The organism is Spirosoma sordidisoli, from assembly GCF_004138325.1.
GTDB lineage: Bacteria > Bacteroidota > Bacteroidia > Cytophagales > Spirosomataceae > Spirosoma > Spirosoma sordidisoli.
On record NZ_SBLB01000001.1, the window covers coordinates 1,335,266 to 1,350,667 of the forward strand.

The 15,402-nt window shown below is 55.0% G+C and carries 16 protein-coding genes; 8 read left to right on the top strand and 8 right to left on the bottom strand.

What is annotated here, in order from left to right:
• Positions 1–21: 21 nt before the first annotated feature.
• Positions 22–1,353 carry a UDP-glucose dehydrogenase family protein gene (locus tag EQG79_RS05780; RefSeq protein WP_077924081.1) on the bottom strand — a complete coding sequence of 444 codons (1,332 nt, stop codon included), beginning with the start codon at positions 1,351–1,353 and terminating at the stop codon, positions 22–24.
• Between the two features lie 356 nt (positions 1,354–1,709).
• Between EQG79_RS05780 and EQG79_RS05785 the strand changes: the two genes are divergently transcribed.
• Positions 1,710–2,879, top strand: a complete 1,170-nt coding sequence (locus EQG79_RS05785) for an acyl-CoA dehydrogenase family protein (protein WP_077924080.1) — start codon at positions 1,710–1,712, stop codon at positions 2,877–2,879.
• A gap of 84 nt (positions 2,880–2,963) precedes the next feature.
• On the opposite strand, the gene EQG79_RS05790 is transcribed toward EQG79_RS05785, so the two are convergent.
• Both EQG79_RS05790 and pgeF read right to left on the bottom strand, forming a co-directional pair.
• A complete protein-coding gene (locus EQG79_RS05790) occupies positions 2,964–3,206 on the bottom strand; it encodes a GlsB/YeaQ/YmgE family stress response membrane protein (protein WP_077924079.1) in 243 nt (80 codons plus the stop codon).
• A gap of 83 nt (positions 3,207–3,289) precedes the next feature.
• Complete coding sequence (pgeF, locus tag EQG79_RS05795; RefSeq protein WP_369822742.1) at positions 3,290–4,096, bottom strand: peptidoglycan editing factor PgeF; 807 nt, start codon at positions 4,094–4,096, stop codon at positions 3,290–3,292.
• Between the two features lie 259 nt (positions 4,097–4,355).
• Here pgeF and EQG79_RS05800 point away from each other — a divergent pair, with 259 nt between their 5' ends.
• The 7 genes from EQG79_RS05800 to EQG79_RS05830 all read left to right on the top strand — a co-directional run bounded on the left by EQG79_RS05800 (position 4,356) and on the right by EQG79_RS05830 (position 12,515).
• Positions 4,356–4,757 (top strand): T9SS type A sorting domain-containing protein, encoded by a 402-nt coding sequence (locus EQG79_RS05800; RefSeq protein ID WP_129600535.1) that lies wholly within the window; start codon positions 4,356–4,358, stop codon positions 4,755–4,757.
• 179 nt (positions 4,758–4,936) lie between these two features.
• Positions 4,937–6,427 (top strand): S8 family peptidase, encoded by a 1,491-nt coding sequence (locus EQG79_RS05805; protein ID WP_129600537.1) that lies wholly within the window; start codon positions 4,937–4,939, stop codon positions 6,425–6,427.
• Between the two features lie 37 nt (positions 6,428–6,464).
• Positions 6,465–6,734: a hypothetical protein gene (locus tag EQG79_RS05810; RefSeq protein WP_129600539.1), complete on the top strand. Its 270-nt coding sequence runs from the start codon at positions 6,465–6,467 to the stop codon at positions 6,732–6,734.
• Between the two features lie 236 nt (positions 6,735–6,970).
• A complete protein-coding gene (locus EQG79_RS05815; RefSeq protein WP_129600541.1) occupies positions 6,971–8,623 on the top strand; it encodes a putative maltokinase in 1,653 nt (550 codons plus the stop codon).
• Between the two features lie 31 nt (positions 8,624–8,654).
• Positions 8,655–9,503, top strand: coding sequence for an SDR family NAD(P)-dependent oxidoreductase (locus tag EQG79_RS05820; RefSeq protein WP_129600543.1), 849 nt, complete (start codon positions 8,655–8,657; stop codon positions 9,501–9,503).
• Positions 9,504–9,568: 65 nt separating this feature from the next.
• Positions 9,569–11,632, top strand: a complete 2,064-nt coding sequence (gene glgB, locus EQG79_RS05825) for a 1,4-alpha-glucan branching protein GlgB (RefSeq protein WP_129600545.1) — start codon at positions 9,569–9,571, stop codon at positions 11,630–11,632.
• A 109-nt stretch (positions 11,633–11,741) separates the two neighbouring features.
• Positions 11,742–12,515 carry a hypothetical protein gene (locus tag EQG79_RS05830; RefSeq protein ID WP_129600547.1) on the top strand — a complete coding sequence of 258 codons (774 nt, stop codon included), beginning with the start codon at positions 11,742–11,744 and terminating at the stop codon, positions 12,513–12,515.
• Between the two features lie 135 nt (positions 12,516–12,650).
• Here the strand turns inward: EQG79_RS05830 and arr are convergent, their stop codons facing one another.
• The 5 genes from arr to EQG79_RS05855 all read right to left on the bottom strand — a co-directional run bounded on the left by arr (position 12,651) and on the right by EQG79_RS05855 (position 15,240).
• A complete protein-coding gene (arr, locus tag EQG79_RS05835) occupies positions 12,651–13,097 on the bottom strand; it encodes an NAD(+)--rifampin ADP-ribosyltransferase (protein ID WP_129600549.1) in 447 nt (148 codons plus the stop codon).
• Between the two features lie 62 nt (positions 13,098–13,159).
• On the bottom strand, positions 13,160–13,351 hold the full coding sequence (locus EQG79_RS05840) for a hypothetical protein (protein WP_129600551.1): 192 nt from the start codon (positions 13,349–13,351) through the stop codon (positions 13,160–13,162).
• A gap of 55 nt (positions 13,352–13,406) precedes the next feature.
• Positions 13,407–13,667, bottom strand: coding sequence for a hypothetical protein (locus EQG79_RS05845; RefSeq protein ID WP_129600553.1), 261 nt, complete (start codon positions 13,665–13,667; stop codon positions 13,407–13,409).
• Between the two features lie 653 nt (positions 13,668–14,320).
• Positions 14,321–14,788: a DUF1905 domain-containing protein gene (locus EQG79_RS05850; protein ID WP_240699281.1), complete on the bottom strand. Its 468-nt coding sequence runs from the start codon at positions 14,786–14,788 to the stop codon at positions 14,321–14,323.
• Between the two features lie 239 nt (positions 14,789–15,027).
• Positions 15,028–15,240, bottom strand: a complete 213-nt coding sequence (locus tag EQG79_RS05855) for a hypothetical protein (RefSeq protein WP_129600555.1) — start codon at positions 15,238–15,240, stop codon at positions 15,028–15,030.
• Positions 15,241–15,402: the final 162 nt, after the last annotated feature.

Genomic DNA, 15,402 nt, shown 5'->3' on the forward strand with positions numbered 1-15,402 from the left:
CCGTTACGCCGTCGTTAAAAACTACACTTTTTGCTCTACTGGTGCCAAAACGGCTTCGCGGCCTACGCTATAGTACGTATAGCCCTGTTCACGCATCTGGTCCAGTTCGTACACGTTACGACCGTCGAAGATGACTTTGCCTTTCAGCAGCAGGTTCATCTTGTCGAAATCGGGGGTACGGAACAGCGGCCACTCCGTCACGATCACGAGTGCGTCGGCATCGTCGAGGGCGGCATACTGGGTATGGGCGTAGGTAACGGTGTTGCCGATCAGGTTGCGCACGTTCTCCATCGCTTCGGGATCGTATACGGTTACTTTAGCACCCGCGTCGACCAGCGCCCGGATGTTGTCAAGCGCCGGCGCTTCCCGAATATCGTCAGTATACGGTTTGAACGCCAGACCCCATACGGCAATGGTTTTGCCTTTCAGATCACCCCCAAAGTGGTTCAAAATCTGCGGAATGAGCTTGATCTTCTGCTCGTAGTTTACCTCCATGACCGACTTCAGCACTTTGAAGTCATAATTGAAATCCTGGGCGGTTTTGGCCAGCGCCTGAACGTCTTTCGGGAAACAACTACCGCCGTAGCCGATACCCGCAAACAGGAATCGTTTGCCGATACGGCTGTCGGTACCGATACCGCGCCGGATGTCGTCAACGTTGGCGCCCGCCCGCTCACACAGGTTGGCGATCTCGTTCATGAACGTAATCTTGGTAGCCAGGAACGCATTGGCTGCGTATTTGGTCATTTCGGCCGAGCGCTCGTCCATAAAAATGACGGGGTTACCCTGCCGCACCAGCGGGGCGTACAGTTTGTTCATGACCGACTTGGCCCGCTCAGAACGCGTACCGATAACCACCCGGTCAGGCTTCATAAAGTCTTCTACGGCTACGCCTTCGCGCAGGAATTCCGGGTTCGAAACCACGTCGAAATCGACCGTTGCGTTGTCGGCGATGTGGGCGTGTACCTTTTCGGCAGTTCCTACCGGCACCGTACTTTTATCCACGATCACCGCGTACTGCTTCAGGATCGGGCCCAGATCACTGGCTACTTTCAGGATATATTTCAGGTCGGCCGACCCATCTTCGCCCGGCGGGGTGGGCAGGGCCAGGAAAATAACTTCGGCACCTTTGATGCCTTCTTCCAGGTTTGTAGTGAACGATAAGCGTCCTTCTTCTACGTTACGGTGAAAAAGCGTCTCCAGTCCCGGCTCGTAAATTGGCACGATGCCGTTGTTAAGCTTCTCTACTTTCCGTTCGTCAATATCGACGCACGTCACCTGGTTGCCGGTCTCCGCAAAGCACGTTCCCGTCACAAGACCTACATAGCCGGTTCCAACGACTGCCAATTTCATAGACTGAACATTAAAGAGTTGTTACTAAGAGTTGGTTGAGATAGACCGAATGACGGTCGAACGTTGCAAAAATAGGAGTTTTTTAATAATACGCTACGTTTCCATACGAATACTAACTATTGCAGCTAAACTTATAGACCTGATTGACTGCTCCCGGTATGGTGCTTTATCCCGTATGACCTGAGCCAGTGGGTAAGTTATTGGTAATCAGAACGACTCGGACTCGTATTTTCCGTGAAAAATGTCTCAATTCTGGTATCCATTTTGCCTACATGGTGGTTAGATAAGAAGCGATTGTATTTATCCGTTTTAAGGATAGCTTCAACAACAAACCGATAAAACCAGGAACTGCACTTATGGTCAGTGAAATTGTAGAAAACCAAGTTAGTACATCTGAGCGAACGGCACTGTCGCAGCTCATTATCCAGGCCGTCCGTGACATCAGTGAGCGTCATATCCGCCCAAACAGTCGCCAGTGGGACGAGACCCAGCATTTCCCGGCCGATCTGTTTCGCCTGTTGGGCGAGCAGGGCCTGATGGGTATGCTCGTGCCGGCCGAATACGGCGGGGCCGGGCTCGGCTACCGCGAATACGTAGCCGCTATTGTTGAACTGTCGCGGGTCGATGGCTCGATTGGCCTGTCGATGGCCGCCCACAATTCGCTCTGCACCAACCACATTTTATTATTCGGCAACAGCGAGCAGAAGCAGGCCTACCTGCCCCGGCTGGCCAGCGGAGAATGGATCGGAGCCTGGGGCCTTACCGAGCCCAATACCGGCTCCGATGCGGGCAACATGCGCACAACGGCGGTTCGCGACGGCGACGAGTGGGTTCTCAACGGGGCCAAGAACTTCATCACCCACGGCAAGAGCGGTAACCTGGCCGTAGTGATTGCGCGCACTGGCGAACCAAACGCCCCCCATAACGCTACGGCCTTTGTGGTTGAGCGGGGTACGCCCGGTTTCACGGGTGGACGAAAAGAAGATAAACTGGGCATGCGCGCTTCCGAAACAGCCGAGATGCTGTTTCAGGACTGCCGGATACCAGACAGCCAGCGGCTCGGCGAAGTAGGCGACGGCTTTGTTCAATCGCTGAAAGTGCTCGATGGCGGGCGTATTTCGATCGCGGCTCTGAGTCTGGGAATTGCCTACGGAGCCTACGATGCCGCAGTAGCGTATGCCAAAGAGCGCGAACAGTTCGGCAAGCCGATTGCCAGCTTCCAGGCCATTGGGTTCAAACTAGCCGATATGGCTACCGAAATCGAGGCCTCCAAACTGCTGACCTACCAGGCAGCGGATCTCAAAGACGAAGGTAAGACCGTAACGAAAGAGTCGGCCATGGCCAAGCTGTTTGCGTCGGAGACGGCGGTGCGGGTTGCCAACGAAGCCGTTCAGATATTTGGCGGTTATGGCTATACGAAAGATTTCCCGGCCGAGCGGTTCTACCGCGATGCCAAGCTGTGTACCATTGGCGAAGGCACCAGCGAAATCCAGAAGGTTGTGATCTCCCGCCAGATCCTGAAATAGTCTGAAAACAGCAGCGGGGTCAACAAGAAGAGGAATGTGCCGTATCCTGCTTCTTGTTGACCCCGCTGCCTGTTATAGTCTTTATTATACCGTCCGGCGCGAGCCTTTGATCAGAGCCGCAACCCCGAGGATAATAACTGCCCCTACAAACGCGGTCAGAATCTGATCAATGATACCACCGTCGCGGCCAAAAATCCATCCGCCAACGAATCCACCGGCAATACCGAGCAGAATTTCGACGAGCAGCGAAAACGAGAACCGTTTAAAAACAAGGTCGGCCAGCCAGCCAGCTACCGCACCCACCAGGATTGAAACTAGGATACCCATGGTCTTGTGTGTTTGGTTTATTATGCGTTGAGTAAAAGTTGTTTGTGTCAAACACATACTTAACATGGGACCTCTAACTTTGTTTAAGAGACCGATCCAATGACCGCGAGCATACGCCCCGTTTGCCCCTTCTCGGCCCGGTACGAGAAGTAGTCGGCCCGGTGGGTTACCGTCGAGAAGGGAGACAGCTCGATCTGGTCAGCCGGCAAACCGGCCTCGATCAGCTGTTGCCGATTGGCCGCTTTCAGATCGACAGCCGGGCGCTGTGTCTCGGGTTGCACCTGTACGAAATCGGCGGCAAACTGATCAGCCACCTCCGGCCCCACCTCAAACGAGCAGGCATCGATACAGGTACCTATATATCCATAACAATCGGCCGGGTCGGTACCGAACTGGTCAGTCATAGCGGCCAGCGTTTTCACGACAATACGGCCCACGGTACCGCGCCAGCCCGCATGAACAGCCGCTACGGCCCTATGCCGGGGGTCGTAGAGCAGGATCGGCACGCAGTCAGCTACCGTAACGCCTACCAGCAGCCCCGGTACGTTCGTGATTAGCGCGTCGTATCCGGTATACCGACCCGGCTCGGTGGCATACAGCACATCGGTGCCGTGGATCTGGTGAGCAGACGCAAATCCCAGATCGGTGGCGCCGATGTGCTGGAAGAAGCGACGCCGGTTCTCCTCCACATGGGCGGGCAAATCGTCGGTATTGATACCCAGATTCAGGGAAGCAAACGGAGCCGGGCTTACACCGCCATGCCGGGTACTCTCGGCCGATACCAGCGCATCGAACCGGGCAAACAACGCTGGTTTTCGATACAGCGGGGTTTCTGTCGTAGTTGGTTGATTGATCATGTTGCTCATCTGCAAACCAGACGGGTTCGCCATAGGCCGTTAACGCCCGAAATGTACGAAATCGGTTAGTTTACCTAATGATCCGGACAGCTTTGCTCCCGTACGGCGACCGGCTGCCAGGTTTGTACCGCATCGAACCAGGCTGACTGCTGCGCAACTTGACAGGCCTCAAACCACTCATCCCGTCTATCGACCATTCCGCTAGTTTGTAATGCATAGTACTGTTCGGTGCCTATATCTTTGTTTCACCAACCGAGACAAACCCGGCTGCTGAACACAAACAACAAAAGCTATGAAAACCCTCATCAAATCACTGGCTCTAACTATTCTGACAGGCATCGCTACAACATCGTTCTCGCTGGCCGAAACAAAACCCATTGTTCGCCCTACGGCTGCAGCTTCCTTTAAAACGGGTGTTTACAGCACCCCCAGCGGCAAACTGCACATCTCGCTCGACAAACAAACCGGCGGTACGGTCGACGTTCGGCTCAAGGATGCCAAAGGTACCGTACTGTACAGCGAACGCCTGGGCCGGAACGAAACCCGCTACCGCACCCGTCTGGATTTGTCCGAACTGGAAAACGGCACCTACGAACTGGAGATGACCAACGGCGTTGAAACCACCCGCCAGACAGTCGTCATCAACGCGCAGCAACAGCGGATTGTCAACATTCAGCTGCTGGCCGCCAACTGATGCGAACCGCCCACTGGCCCCGACCGCCGGACTGATCACCCAGTCCGGCTTTTTTATGGCAAAAAAGGCCAAATTCGAGGTGTAGCGTATCATTTTTGGTACTGTTTCTGCCCATAAATACGTTACTTGTGCTGTCTAAGTTGCCCATCTCTGACCGCTCGTCAACCTGTATACGCGTTATGGACAAACCGCCCCGCTACCAGAATTACGTAATCCTCCCCGCTATCGGCGTTCATTTTTCAAACAATCATCCGGTTTCAGAAACGCAGGTTCAGTACGCCAGACTCACGCCCAACACCCACCTCAACACCCTGCTGGACGGTGGCCTGCCCGACCAGGCGGTGGTGCTGGACTCGACCGAACGGGGCGATATCAAGCTCATCCGGCTGCCCGAGTCCGAACTACCCGACCTGCGGGCTCAGCTACCGGGCCTTCGCTTTGTTCCGGAAGTGTTTTACTACCCACAGCGCTGGCAGCACGAAGTCCGCAACAAACCGGCTCCGCTGGCCAACCAGGTTCGTACGGCGGTGCGGATTGTGCTGCGGGCCGCCAAAACCAATGTCCCCATTGCGGGTGCCACGGTCATTGCCTTTACCAACTTTGACGAGCGGGAAGGCGAACAGGCGGTCTCGAATGCGCAGGGCGTTGTTCGTTTCAACAGCGTCGGCAACCGACCTATCGATCAACTCTTCGTGTATCCTAAAGTGGGGTACTGGAGTTTCTGGAAGCAAAACCTGAAGTTGACCAACAACGAGGTCTTTCCGATACAGCTCGTTACCCCCGACTATACTGACGCCAAGACCTATTTTTACCCACCCGCGCCGGCAGGAGACCCCAACGGCCGACAGGTCAAAGTAGCGGTTATCGACACCGGTGCCGGCCCCCACCCCGATCTGATCATTAAAGGGGGAGCCTGTACCGTAACCGGCGATGACCCCGACGATTATGCCGATATCGATGAGCACGGCACCCACGTATCGGGCATTATTGCCGGACAGGGCACCCCGCCAGACAGCCTCCGGGGCGTAGCACCCAACGTCTCGCTGTATGTATACCGCGTATTTGGCCGGAGCAGCCAGGGAGCGTCCAACTTTGCGATCATCAAGGCCATTGAACAAGCCGTGGCCGACGGCTGCGACCTGATTAATATGAGCCTGGGAGGTGGTGCATCAGACGACGCCACCGAAGATGCTATCAGCTATGCGCACGCAAACGGGGTTGTCTGCTTCGTAGCGACCGGCAATGATGGCCGGCAACCGGTCAGCTTTCCGGCTTCTTACTCGCTGGCCCTGGCGGTTGGGGCCATGGGGCGCAAAGGCACGTTTCCGGCCAACACGACCGACGCGCCAAACGTAGAGGCTCCTTTCGGGACCGACCGCAAAAATTTTGTAGCCGCCTTTTCCAACATTGGTCCCGAAGTCGATTTCATTGCGCCGGGCGTAGGGATCGTCTCAACGGTGCCGGGGGGCTATGCTCCGCTCAGTGGTACGAGTATGGCCTGCCCGCTGGCAACGGGTATCGCAGCCCGGCTGCTCTCGGCCGACCCCGACATCCTCAACATGCCGCGTACAGCTGCCCGGGCCGAAGCCATTGTCCGCCTGCTGGCTACGAAAGTAAAAACACTGGGTTTCGGACCAACCTTCGAAGGGATTGGAATGTTGTTTGTGTAAGTTTTGTTGGCTATCTATGCAAACAGTTTGCAACCCAATGACAATCAGGACTATGGCGCAGGACAGATATATCTTGAATTTTAAGGGCACCCCGCCCCTGCCTGCCGATGATATCCGGCTGATCCGGGCCAAGTCGAACGTGGTCGATTCGAGTCGAAAAACGCTGCTGGTCGAAGTCAACGAAGAGGAAGCCGTTTATGAGCTAACCCGCCGACTAACCGACTGGACCGTTAAAAAGGAAACCCACTACGCCGTACCGACCACCCGACCCAAGGTTCAAAAACCGCCCCGGCCGTACAAGAAATAACTCATTGATACCAAGCCAGTCTTCTGCATACGAAGACTGGCTTTTTTTCTGGTAGCCGGCCACTGCCCAGGTCGGGCTAACATTGGGCTGTCGCGTTTGTTGTATATTCAAGAAATTATTTACTTACAACCGTTGACTGACTGGCACAGACCCTCGGCTCAGGCCCGGCTGCCCGCCACTCGTTGATCAGCCCATAACCGTTGCGCAGACCCCGGTCGGCCAGCGCCTTATCCAGTATGTCTAGTACGCCGTCTATCTCCTCAACCACCGCCTGGCCTGACCTGGCTACCGATACTCAATTCCGGGCTGATCTGGCTCAACTCTTACTGCCGTATATCAACACCTGCCGTTGGTTTGCCGGTAAAGCCCGGCAGCAGACGGGCTGCTCCGTACAAACGGTTCACACCCTGCCGCTGCCAGACGATTCCGTAGCGTATCTGCTCATTCTGGAAGCTACCTACGCCGACGGCATCCCGGAAAGCTACCAGCTTCCGCTGGCGTTCCTGCCCGAGGACTCACCCGCGCTGGAGGCTGTGCCCGACAAAGGCCGCATCGGTACCGCCACCCTGGCCGGTCAGCCCGGTACGCTGATCGACGCCATTTACGACGAGCGTTTTCGAACGGCTTTATTTACAGCCATATACGCCAACCAGACGATAGCCCAGCCGGAGGGTACGCTGGCGTTTCACCGCGGTAAAGGCCTGGCCGACGGCGATGCCAGCCTGCCTTCTCAGGTGTTGCCCGTCGACTCGAGTAACTCGGCCATGACGTTCGGGGGCAAATACTTTCTGAAGCTATACCGCAAGCTCTTCAACGAAACCAACCCGGAGGTCGAGATGGTCGCCTTCCTGACCGACGAGAGCGAGTTTGCCCATATCCCGGCCTTTGGCGGTAGCCTGGTCTGGCAGCGGCCCGAAACCGATATAACCCTCGGGATGGTACAGCGTATGGTGCCGAACGATAAAGACTCCTGGGCACAAACGGGCGATTACCTGAACGACTTCCTGTACGCCGTACCGCAGCGCCTGTTCGCCATCCGCGAAGACGTATTCGACAAAGTAGAACTACTGGGCCGACGAACCGGCGAAATGCACTGCGCCCTCTACAAACCCGACCGGCCCAACGAACCGGCCAACCCGGCATTCGCCCCGGAACCGTTCACCAATGAGTATCGCGACTTCCTGATCCGGCGTTTCGAAGACCTGCTCGACCGCCGGTACGCCCTGCTGATCGACAACTACACCCGGCTCGACGCACAGGCGCAGCGGCTGGCCTGGGTATTTATGGAGGCCAAAGAGATGATCGACGCCTTCGTCGACGATTTTCGCACGCGCCCCCTCGACTCGCTCCGCATTCGGATTCACGGCGATTATCACCTCGGACAGGTGCTGGCTACGGAGTCGGACTTCGTGCTGATCGACTTCGAGGGCGAACCGGAGAGCAGCATCAGCGAACGAAAAATAAAACACTCGCCCCTAAAAGACGTGGCGGGCATGATCCGGTCGTACCATTACGCCGTGTCGGCCAAGCTCTTCAACTCCGCCGAAACCGAAGGCATCGACCCCGACCATCTGCAACGGGTGTCGGACCGCTGGTTTTACCTGATTCGGGATACGTTTCTGGATGCTTACCTCGACACCTTTGGCGCACCCCACCCGCTCTTCAAGAACAACAACGAGATCAACTTCCTGCTGCTGATCTACCTGCTCGAAAAAGCCGTGTATGAGCTGGGCTATGAAATCAGCTACCGACCCTCCTGGGTAAAAATTCCGCTTAAAGGTATTATTGACGTGGTACGCGAGATCGAAAAAATCCGGCTTAGCGACGGCGACCTCATACCCGACGTACCCATGCTGCAAACAGGGCTTTTGCAGGGGAAGCCTAGCTGATCGTAGTTCGTCCTAAACCCATACCGTACACTTGAATCCGTTTCAGAACACCATCGTCCTTATTACCGGAGCCGGGTCAGGGATTGGCCGCCAGCTCACGATTCAGGCCGCAGCGCAGGGAGCCGCTGTGCTGGCCACCGACCTCAACGAAGCCGGTCTGGCCGAGACCAAAGCCTTGTCGACCGGTGCGGTTACAACGGCCCGGCTGGACGTTTCGGACGCCGGCGCGATTCGGGCATTTGCCGCCGAAACCATTCCAGTTCTGGACGGGCGTAAACTCATTCTGGTCAACAATGCCGGGGTAGCCCTGGGCAGCGGCCCGTTCAGCGAAACCGACCTGGACGATTTCGAGTGGCTGCTCAGTATCAACCTCTGGGGCGTTATCCGGATGACCAAAGCCTTTCTGCCGTATATGCTGGATGGGAGTCGCGCGGATGGCCCGGCCGGTCATATCGTCAACATATCGAGCGTATTCGGCCTGGCGGGTGTCATGAACCAGTCGGCCTACTGTACGGCTAAGTTCGGCGTTCGGGGCTTTTCAGACGTGCTGCGCATGGAGTTGCTCGACACCCCGGTTCGGGTAACCTGCGTACACCCGGGCGGCATCAAAACCAACATTGCCAGCAGCGCGCGCGTCGGCAAAGGAACGTTCGTTACCGAGGCCATGCATAAACAGGGAGCCGCCAGTTTCGAGAAAGCCGCCCGAACCACCCCCGACGAAGCCGCCCGGGTGATCTGGAACGGCGTTCGGAAAAACAAAGCCCGGGTTCTGATCGGGGCCGATGCCTACCTGATCGAGCGGCTGACCCGTTTGTTTCCGACCGCCTATGTCGGGCTGATGAAGAGCCAGATCGAAAAAGCGTTTAGTACGGAAGGCTAAGATTTTTTCTAACTTTCCGGCCCTGATCGCGTTCAACAACGTACGTAATCCGATTCGTATACCCAATGGCAAAACGCACAACTTCTTCCGAATCAACGTCTGATTCCTCCAATACGCCCCGGCCGACCCGTTCCCGTTCGGCCAAAAAAAGCGACCCCATCACCGAATCGATCAACGCGCCGGAGGTACCGGTTCAGGCCGATCCCGTCGGCCAGCCGCCCACCGAAACCGGGCCTTACTCTCGCTTCACTGATTTCGATATACACCTGTTCCGCTCGGGCAAGCACCAGCGGCTGTACGAAAAGTTCGGCTCGCACGTGGTTGAACACAATGGCGTTACAGGCACCTACTTCGCCGTATGGGCCCCGTCGGCTCGTTATGTAGCCGTCATCGGTAACTTCAACGGCTGGGACCGGGGCAGCCACCCCATGAACGTTCGCTGGGACTCGTCGGGTATCTGGGAAATTTTTGTTCCGCATATCGGCAGTGGCGAATCCTACAAATATTTCATCGTCCACGAAGGCGGCCGCGAGCTTGAAAAAGGAGACCCCTATGCCCACTTCTGGGAAGTACCACCCCGTACGGCTTCCATTGTCCGGGATACCTACTACGAATGGCAGGATGGCGACTGGATGGCAAACCGAAAAGCCAAAAACGCGCTCAACGCCCCCGTTTCGGTCTATGAGGTTCACCTCGGCTCGTGGAAACGCGACCCGTCGGACCCCGAACGGGAGCTGAGCTATGGCGAAATAGCCGACGCGTTGGTGCCGTACGTGCAGGACATGGGCTTCACCCATGTCGAGTTCATGCCGGTGATGCAGTATCCCTACGCCCCGTCGTGGGGTTACCAGATTACGGGCTACTACGCCCCCAGCAGCCGCTTCGGCACTCCCCAGGATTTTATGCGCCTGGTCGAGCGGCTCCACCAGGCCGGAATCGGCGTATTGCTGGACTGGGTACCGAGCCACTTTCCCGGCGATGCCCACGGGCTGTACGAGTTCGATGGGTCGCACCTGTACGAGCACCCCGACCCGCGCAAAGGCTATCATCCCGACTGGAAAAGCTATATTTTTAACTACGGCCGGCCCGAAGTGCGCTCCTTCCTGCTGAGCAACGCCCTCTTCTGGCTTGACCGGTGCCATGCCGACGGCCTCCGGGTCGATGCGGTCGCGTCGATGCTTTATCTCGATTACTCGCGCAATGCGGGCGAGTGGGAGCCGAACGTATTTGGCGGTCGCGAAAACCTCGATGCCATCTCGCTCTTCAAAGAGATCAACGAAGCCGTTTACCTCAACTACCCCGACGTACAGACCATTGCCGAAGAATCGACGGCTTTCCCCGGCGTGTCGAGACCGGTATTTACGGGCGGACTGGGCTTTGGCATGAAATGGATGATGGGCTGGATGAACGATACGCTTCGTTACTTCGAGCGCGACCCCGCCTTCCGCAAGTTCCACCAGGACGAGCTGACGTTCAGCACGGTTTATGCCTTCACCGAAAACTTCATGCTGCCGCTCTCCCACGACGAGGTCGTGTACGGAAAACACTCGCTGGTCGGCAAGATGCCCGGCGACGAGTGGCAGCGGTTCGCCAACTTACGGTTGCTGTTCAGCTACATGTTTACCCACTCAGGCACCAAGCTGCTGTTCATGGGTGGCGAGTTTGGGCAGACATCGGAGTGGAAGTTCGACGCCAGCCTCGACTGGCACCTGCTGGAGTTTGCCCCGCACCAGGGTATGGCGGCCTGCGTCAAGGCGCTCAATAACCTGTACCGCACCGAGCCAGCGCTGTTCGACCGCAACTTCACGGCCGACGGCTTCGAATGGATCGACACGACAGATCGCGAGAACAGCGTCATCACCTACGCCCGGAAGGGTGAAAATCCGGCCGATACGCTGCTGATTGTCCTGAACATGACCCCGATTCCGCGTGGCGATTACCGCATCGGAGTACCGTCGGCGGGTTCGTACAAGGAGATTTTCAACTCCGATGCGCGGGCTTTTTACGGAAGTGGCGTACAAAACGAAGGAACCATCGGCAGCGAAGAGCAGCCCTGGCAGGGTCGGCAGCAGTCGATCCGGCTTAACGTGCCTCCGCTGGGGGCGGTGGTGCTGAAGATTAGCCAGTAAACACCCACTCCTGCAAAGGCCGAGGGAGGACACCGAGAAGAGCAGACCGTTAGCTCCCTTCTTTGTGTCCTCCTTCTTCTGTTTATTCGCTTTCTCTATCTTTGCCCGCATGAAGACAGTTTTTGCTGGTTTGTTTCTCCTGCTATCCGTTCAAAGTTTTGCCCAGTCGCCGGTGGCAGCCCGCCTGAACAGCGGATATGATCTGGGCATGGCCTACTCGAAAGATCGTTATAACCCCTCGCTTGCTTATTATCAACTCATCAACATCGGCGAACGAAAGCTCTTCTCCCTGGGGTGGACACTACGGCTTGGCGCCTTCTACGGAGATAACCTCAATTACTACACGGCTCCGGCCCGGCTCACGCGCGAGAAAACCGGTTTCGAAGCGCTGGGAGCTCCGCTCGTGGTGCGGAATGTAGACACCGTTCGTTATGATTACATTACCGCCACTTCGCTGAACGTAGGCGTTCGGGCCCAGGTCAACCTCGGGCGGGTAACCCTGGGCGCCAGTGCCGACCTGCTGGGCCTCACGCTAGGTCGCTGGCGCACGGGGCGTTACCGTTCGTCTACGGGTCAGTTTACCATACCGAGTGCTTCGGGCAGCGATTCGGCCAATGTCTTCTTCCAGGGAGCCAACACCTTTCAGCGGTCGTACCCTAGCCGGGTTAACCTGAGGCTCCTGGGCGATAATGATATCGGCACCCTCTCGACCGAGGTATACGCCCGGATCAGTGTGTCGCAGCGCCTGGGCGTGAAACTCGGCTACCAGTGGCTTACCACCGAAGCAACCGTTCAGAACCGCGACGTCATTGCCGACAACAACCGCTTCCGGCATCGCGCGGGCATGCCTTATCTGGCCCTGACGTTCCCGATCTTTTACTGACACTTTTCTACCATAACTAAAAAAGGGACGGCGCCAAACCGTCCCTTTTTTAGTGTAGCTGCGTGTCTCTTTTGCCGCCTGCCGGCTAGCAGAAGGGGTGATACTGAGAAACGAGCCTATAGGAGCGGGCCACGTTTAATTCTCTATGGTATCCAGCCCCTGCTCCCTCAGTTTGGCCAATTCGTCTTTCATGGCTTTAACCTGTTCGGGGGAGTGTCCCTGCCAGAGCGTAACCTCCCCAACGACTTTAAAGGGATGCACGGAGCGATACGCCATCGTCGGATTACCGGGAAACTTCCTGTTGGTCAGATTCGGATCATCTTCGATCGGTCCCGTTGGTTCTACCAGATAGATCCGTTCGCGGCCCTCGCCAGATGCGAGTTCGGCGCCCCAGACAGCCGCGTCGAGCGTTGCGGTCAGGTAGATGTGGTTCAGCTTACCGTACTGAGCATAATTTGAGTTGAAGCCCACCTGTATATAGTCACCTACCTTCAGGTCGGCCCTGGTACCGTGCAGGTATGTCTGGGCAAACGGGCTGTAAGAAGGGGCTGTCGTTTTCGTTTCGCGCTGCGCGTCTTCCATAATCGAGAGTTAAGAAGAATTCGTTGGTTGATGTTTTATGACGTGACACTCGGGCGTAGTGCTCAATGAAGGGCTTCCTTACAGCTTGTTTCTTCCTGACTAGTCTTCCGATTTTTTGACAGTCGGGAGCCAATCAGCAAAGAAAAAACCAGCAATAAGAAGGGAAGGATACCCTCTTTCTGTGTAGACGACCAGATAAACAGGCCAAGCTGTACACCAATGAGCAGCGCATACGGAATTTTCTGTACGTTCATTCTTTGCTTTTCTGCCACTATTTCATCTACCCAAAAACACCCAGACGGAGCCCAGTCAAAGCATCTGGTTCCGAGCTTGTAGCTCCTTCTTGACGATTCTCACATCATTTATATTAATATAAAGAACCGAAGACAGGGCCAGAGGAATCATCAGCAGGGGGAGTCCGATGGAAGCCTGCTGATTAAAGCACAAAAAGAGAGCGGCCAGCAGCAGGACCGAGAGTAATCCACCGAGCGCAGCTGTTACCACTTCGGTTGTCTTTTTCCGTTTGAGCAAAGCCTCGTTGCTCATCTCCTGAATTGTCGGGCTTTTCATACAGCTAATGTAGCAAAATCAACGTTATTTATCGGGTGTATAGTCCGTTATCGGAACGCTTCCTGGCTAATCCGGCCTTACCTGGAACCGTCATCTATATCGCACCGAGCTTAAAAGCGCGACCTCCCGGAGCGTACCTTCGTAAGCCAGGACCGCCTGCGACTTTCAAACCCCGCCAGCTAACTACTTAGAGCATCACTACCAGTTAACCCGACGGGCAAGCAAATAGTGAATTGCTCCTATCAGGAAACATAACAAACCTACCCCCCTTAGCAGAATCCCCCAGCCGATGACGTAATACGTGTCATAAAGCTGAATGTCAAATTCACTACGACCAGCCCCAAAAGAGACAACTATCAATAGCAGGCTAAATCCTAATAATATCAATCTGGTGTTCATTACTACTTTGTCTACGATGAAGATGTGTTCAGGTCCACGTTCCCGCTGCACGAACGCGGGCACACGAACATTGACGAACGGTCCATCCAACGCCCGAAAGGGCTGATGGCCGCCACTCTACTGAACGCAAATAATGTGCCCTGACCTTTTCACCCTTGTCTGCGTCGGGAGTCGCTTTGGCATACCCAGCCAGTTTCCTGTCTCAGGTAAGTGGACCCCGCAGAGCTGAATTCTGGACTACCCGCTTGCTGGTTTCACTTACTTAACTTATCAATATATTTCACGATCATCTTGATTTGCTTCTCTTCGTTTCCTCCAGAAAGAATTTTAGCCAAAATCCCATTTCTCTCCTTTTTCGGCAACTGCTCAAATGATTCTAAAACTCCTGATTCTTTGAAAGTGTCCAAAATCTGTTTCTCTGTTATTGGGTCTTTGGTAGTCAGTAAGTAAAGTGTCACAGTTACGATATCGCCACCACTTTTGTTGATTGAGTCTCTTATTACTTGATTTATAGAAATGAGTTTGTCCTGACCCTTAATTGTAAAAAGGTTTTTAGCTTCCAGTTTATATCCGTCAATAAAGCCTGAAACTTTGAGATCTCCCCACTTTCCTACAATGTGTTTCGTGTTCGGAATCTGAATGTGATAGGTCCAGGCACCTTTCCCTGATTCATATTTCAATTCAAGTTTTTCGTCTCTTACCAGATAATCCATTTTTGTCATTGTCGTCTTTTGGCTCTTTTAATTTACTTCTGAAATGCAAGTAGCCTAATTCGTTTTGAGCCGAGGCTATCAATCGATGGCACTCAGCTACAGCTTGCACCGCAAGGCTGGGTTCCCGTCGGTCAAAACGCATTTTACGACGTTCTACTCACGGTGAATTAGCCTGTCGCCGGATGCGTTGCCGACCAGCCAAAACGTGCTATCGAACAGGCTTTGACCTGTCTACAGAGATCCCAATTTTAACTTTTATCCTTAGCCTTTCTGTTGTAGTAGTAATACGAAGCACCAACCACAAATACACCCATAAACAGAATACGTTTCCAGTCTACAGAAATTAATGATTCAGAAAAACTCAAATGATTGGTTAGGTTTTTGAAGACTTCATATAGATAAGCCCCAAATCCGATTCCCACTCCAATTCCTAAGACAAGTTGTACAGTTTTGCTATTCATGATCTGATTTTTTGAATTCCTCTCGCCCAACGCCAACGAGGGCTGATGGATGCTGACGCTACGTCCCTGAACAACCGAACTCGCAACCTTTACACCCTCGTTTGGTTGGGCTGCAAAGCCTGCCCACCGGGACGTGCTTCCTGTCACACGACAGCTACCCCA

Excerpts from the sequence above, each read along its gene's own strand:
- EQG79_RS05780 (WP_077924081.1), bottom strand. The coding sequence starts at position 1,353 with ATGAAATTGGCAGTCGTTGGAACCGGCTATGTAGGTCTTGTGACGGGA.
- EQG79_RS05805 (WP_129600537.1), top strand. The coding sequence starts at position 4,937 with ATGGACAAACCGCCCCGCTACCAGAATTACGTAATCCTCCCCGCTATC.
- EQG79_RS05840 (WP_129600551.1), bottom strand. The coding sequence starts at position 13,351 with ATGAACGTACAGAAAATTCCGTATGCGCTGCTCATTGGTGTACAGCTT.
- EQG79_RS05790 (WP_077924079.1), bottom strand. The coding sequence starts at position 3,206 with ATGGGTATCCTAGTTTCAATCCTGGTGGGTGCGGTAGCTGGCTGGCTG.
- arr (WP_129600549.1), bottom strand. The coding sequence starts at position 13,097 with ATGGAAGACGCGCAGCGCGAAACGAAAACGACAGCCCCTTCTTACAGC.
- EQG79_RS05845 (WP_129600553.1), bottom strand. The coding sequence starts at position 13,667 with ATGAAAAGCCCGACAATTCAGGAGATGAGCAACGAGGCTTTGCTCAAA.
- EQG79_RS05815 (WP_129600541.1), top strand. The coding sequence starts at position 6,971 with ATGTCTAGTACGCCGTCTATCTCCTCAACCACCGCCTGGCCTGACCTG.
- EQG79_RS05785 (WP_077924080.1), top strand. The coding sequence starts at position 1,710 with ATGGTCAGTGAAATTGTAGAAAACCAAGTTAGTACATCTGAGCGAACG.
- EQG79_RS05800 (WP_129600535.1), top strand. The coding sequence starts at position 4,356 with ATGAAAACCCTCATCAAATCACTGGCTCTAACTATTCTGACAGGCATC.
- EQG79_RS05810 (WP_129600539.1), top strand. The coding sequence starts at position 6,465 with ATGACAATCAGGACTATGGCGCAGGACAGATATATCTTGAATTTTAAG.
- pgeF (WP_369822742.1), bottom strand. The coding sequence starts at position 4,096 with ATGGCGAACCCGTCTGGTTTGCAGATGAGCAACATGATCAATCAACCA.
- EQG79_RS05830 (WP_129600547.1), top strand. The coding sequence starts at position 11,742 with ATGAAGACAGTTTTTGCTGGTTTGTTTCTCCTGCTATCCGTTCAAAGT.
- EQG79_RS05850 (WP_240699281.1), bottom strand. The coding sequence starts at position 14,788 with ATGACAAAAATGGATTATCTGGTAAGAGACGAAAAACTTGAATTGAAA.
- EQG79_RS05855 (WP_129600555.1), bottom strand. The coding sequence starts at position 15,240 with ATGAATAGCAAAACTGTACAACTTGTCTTAGGAATTGGAGTGGGAATC.
- glgB (WP_129600545.1), top strand. The coding sequence starts at position 9,569 with ATGGCAAAACGCACAACTTCTTCCGAATCAACGTCTGATTCCTCCAAT.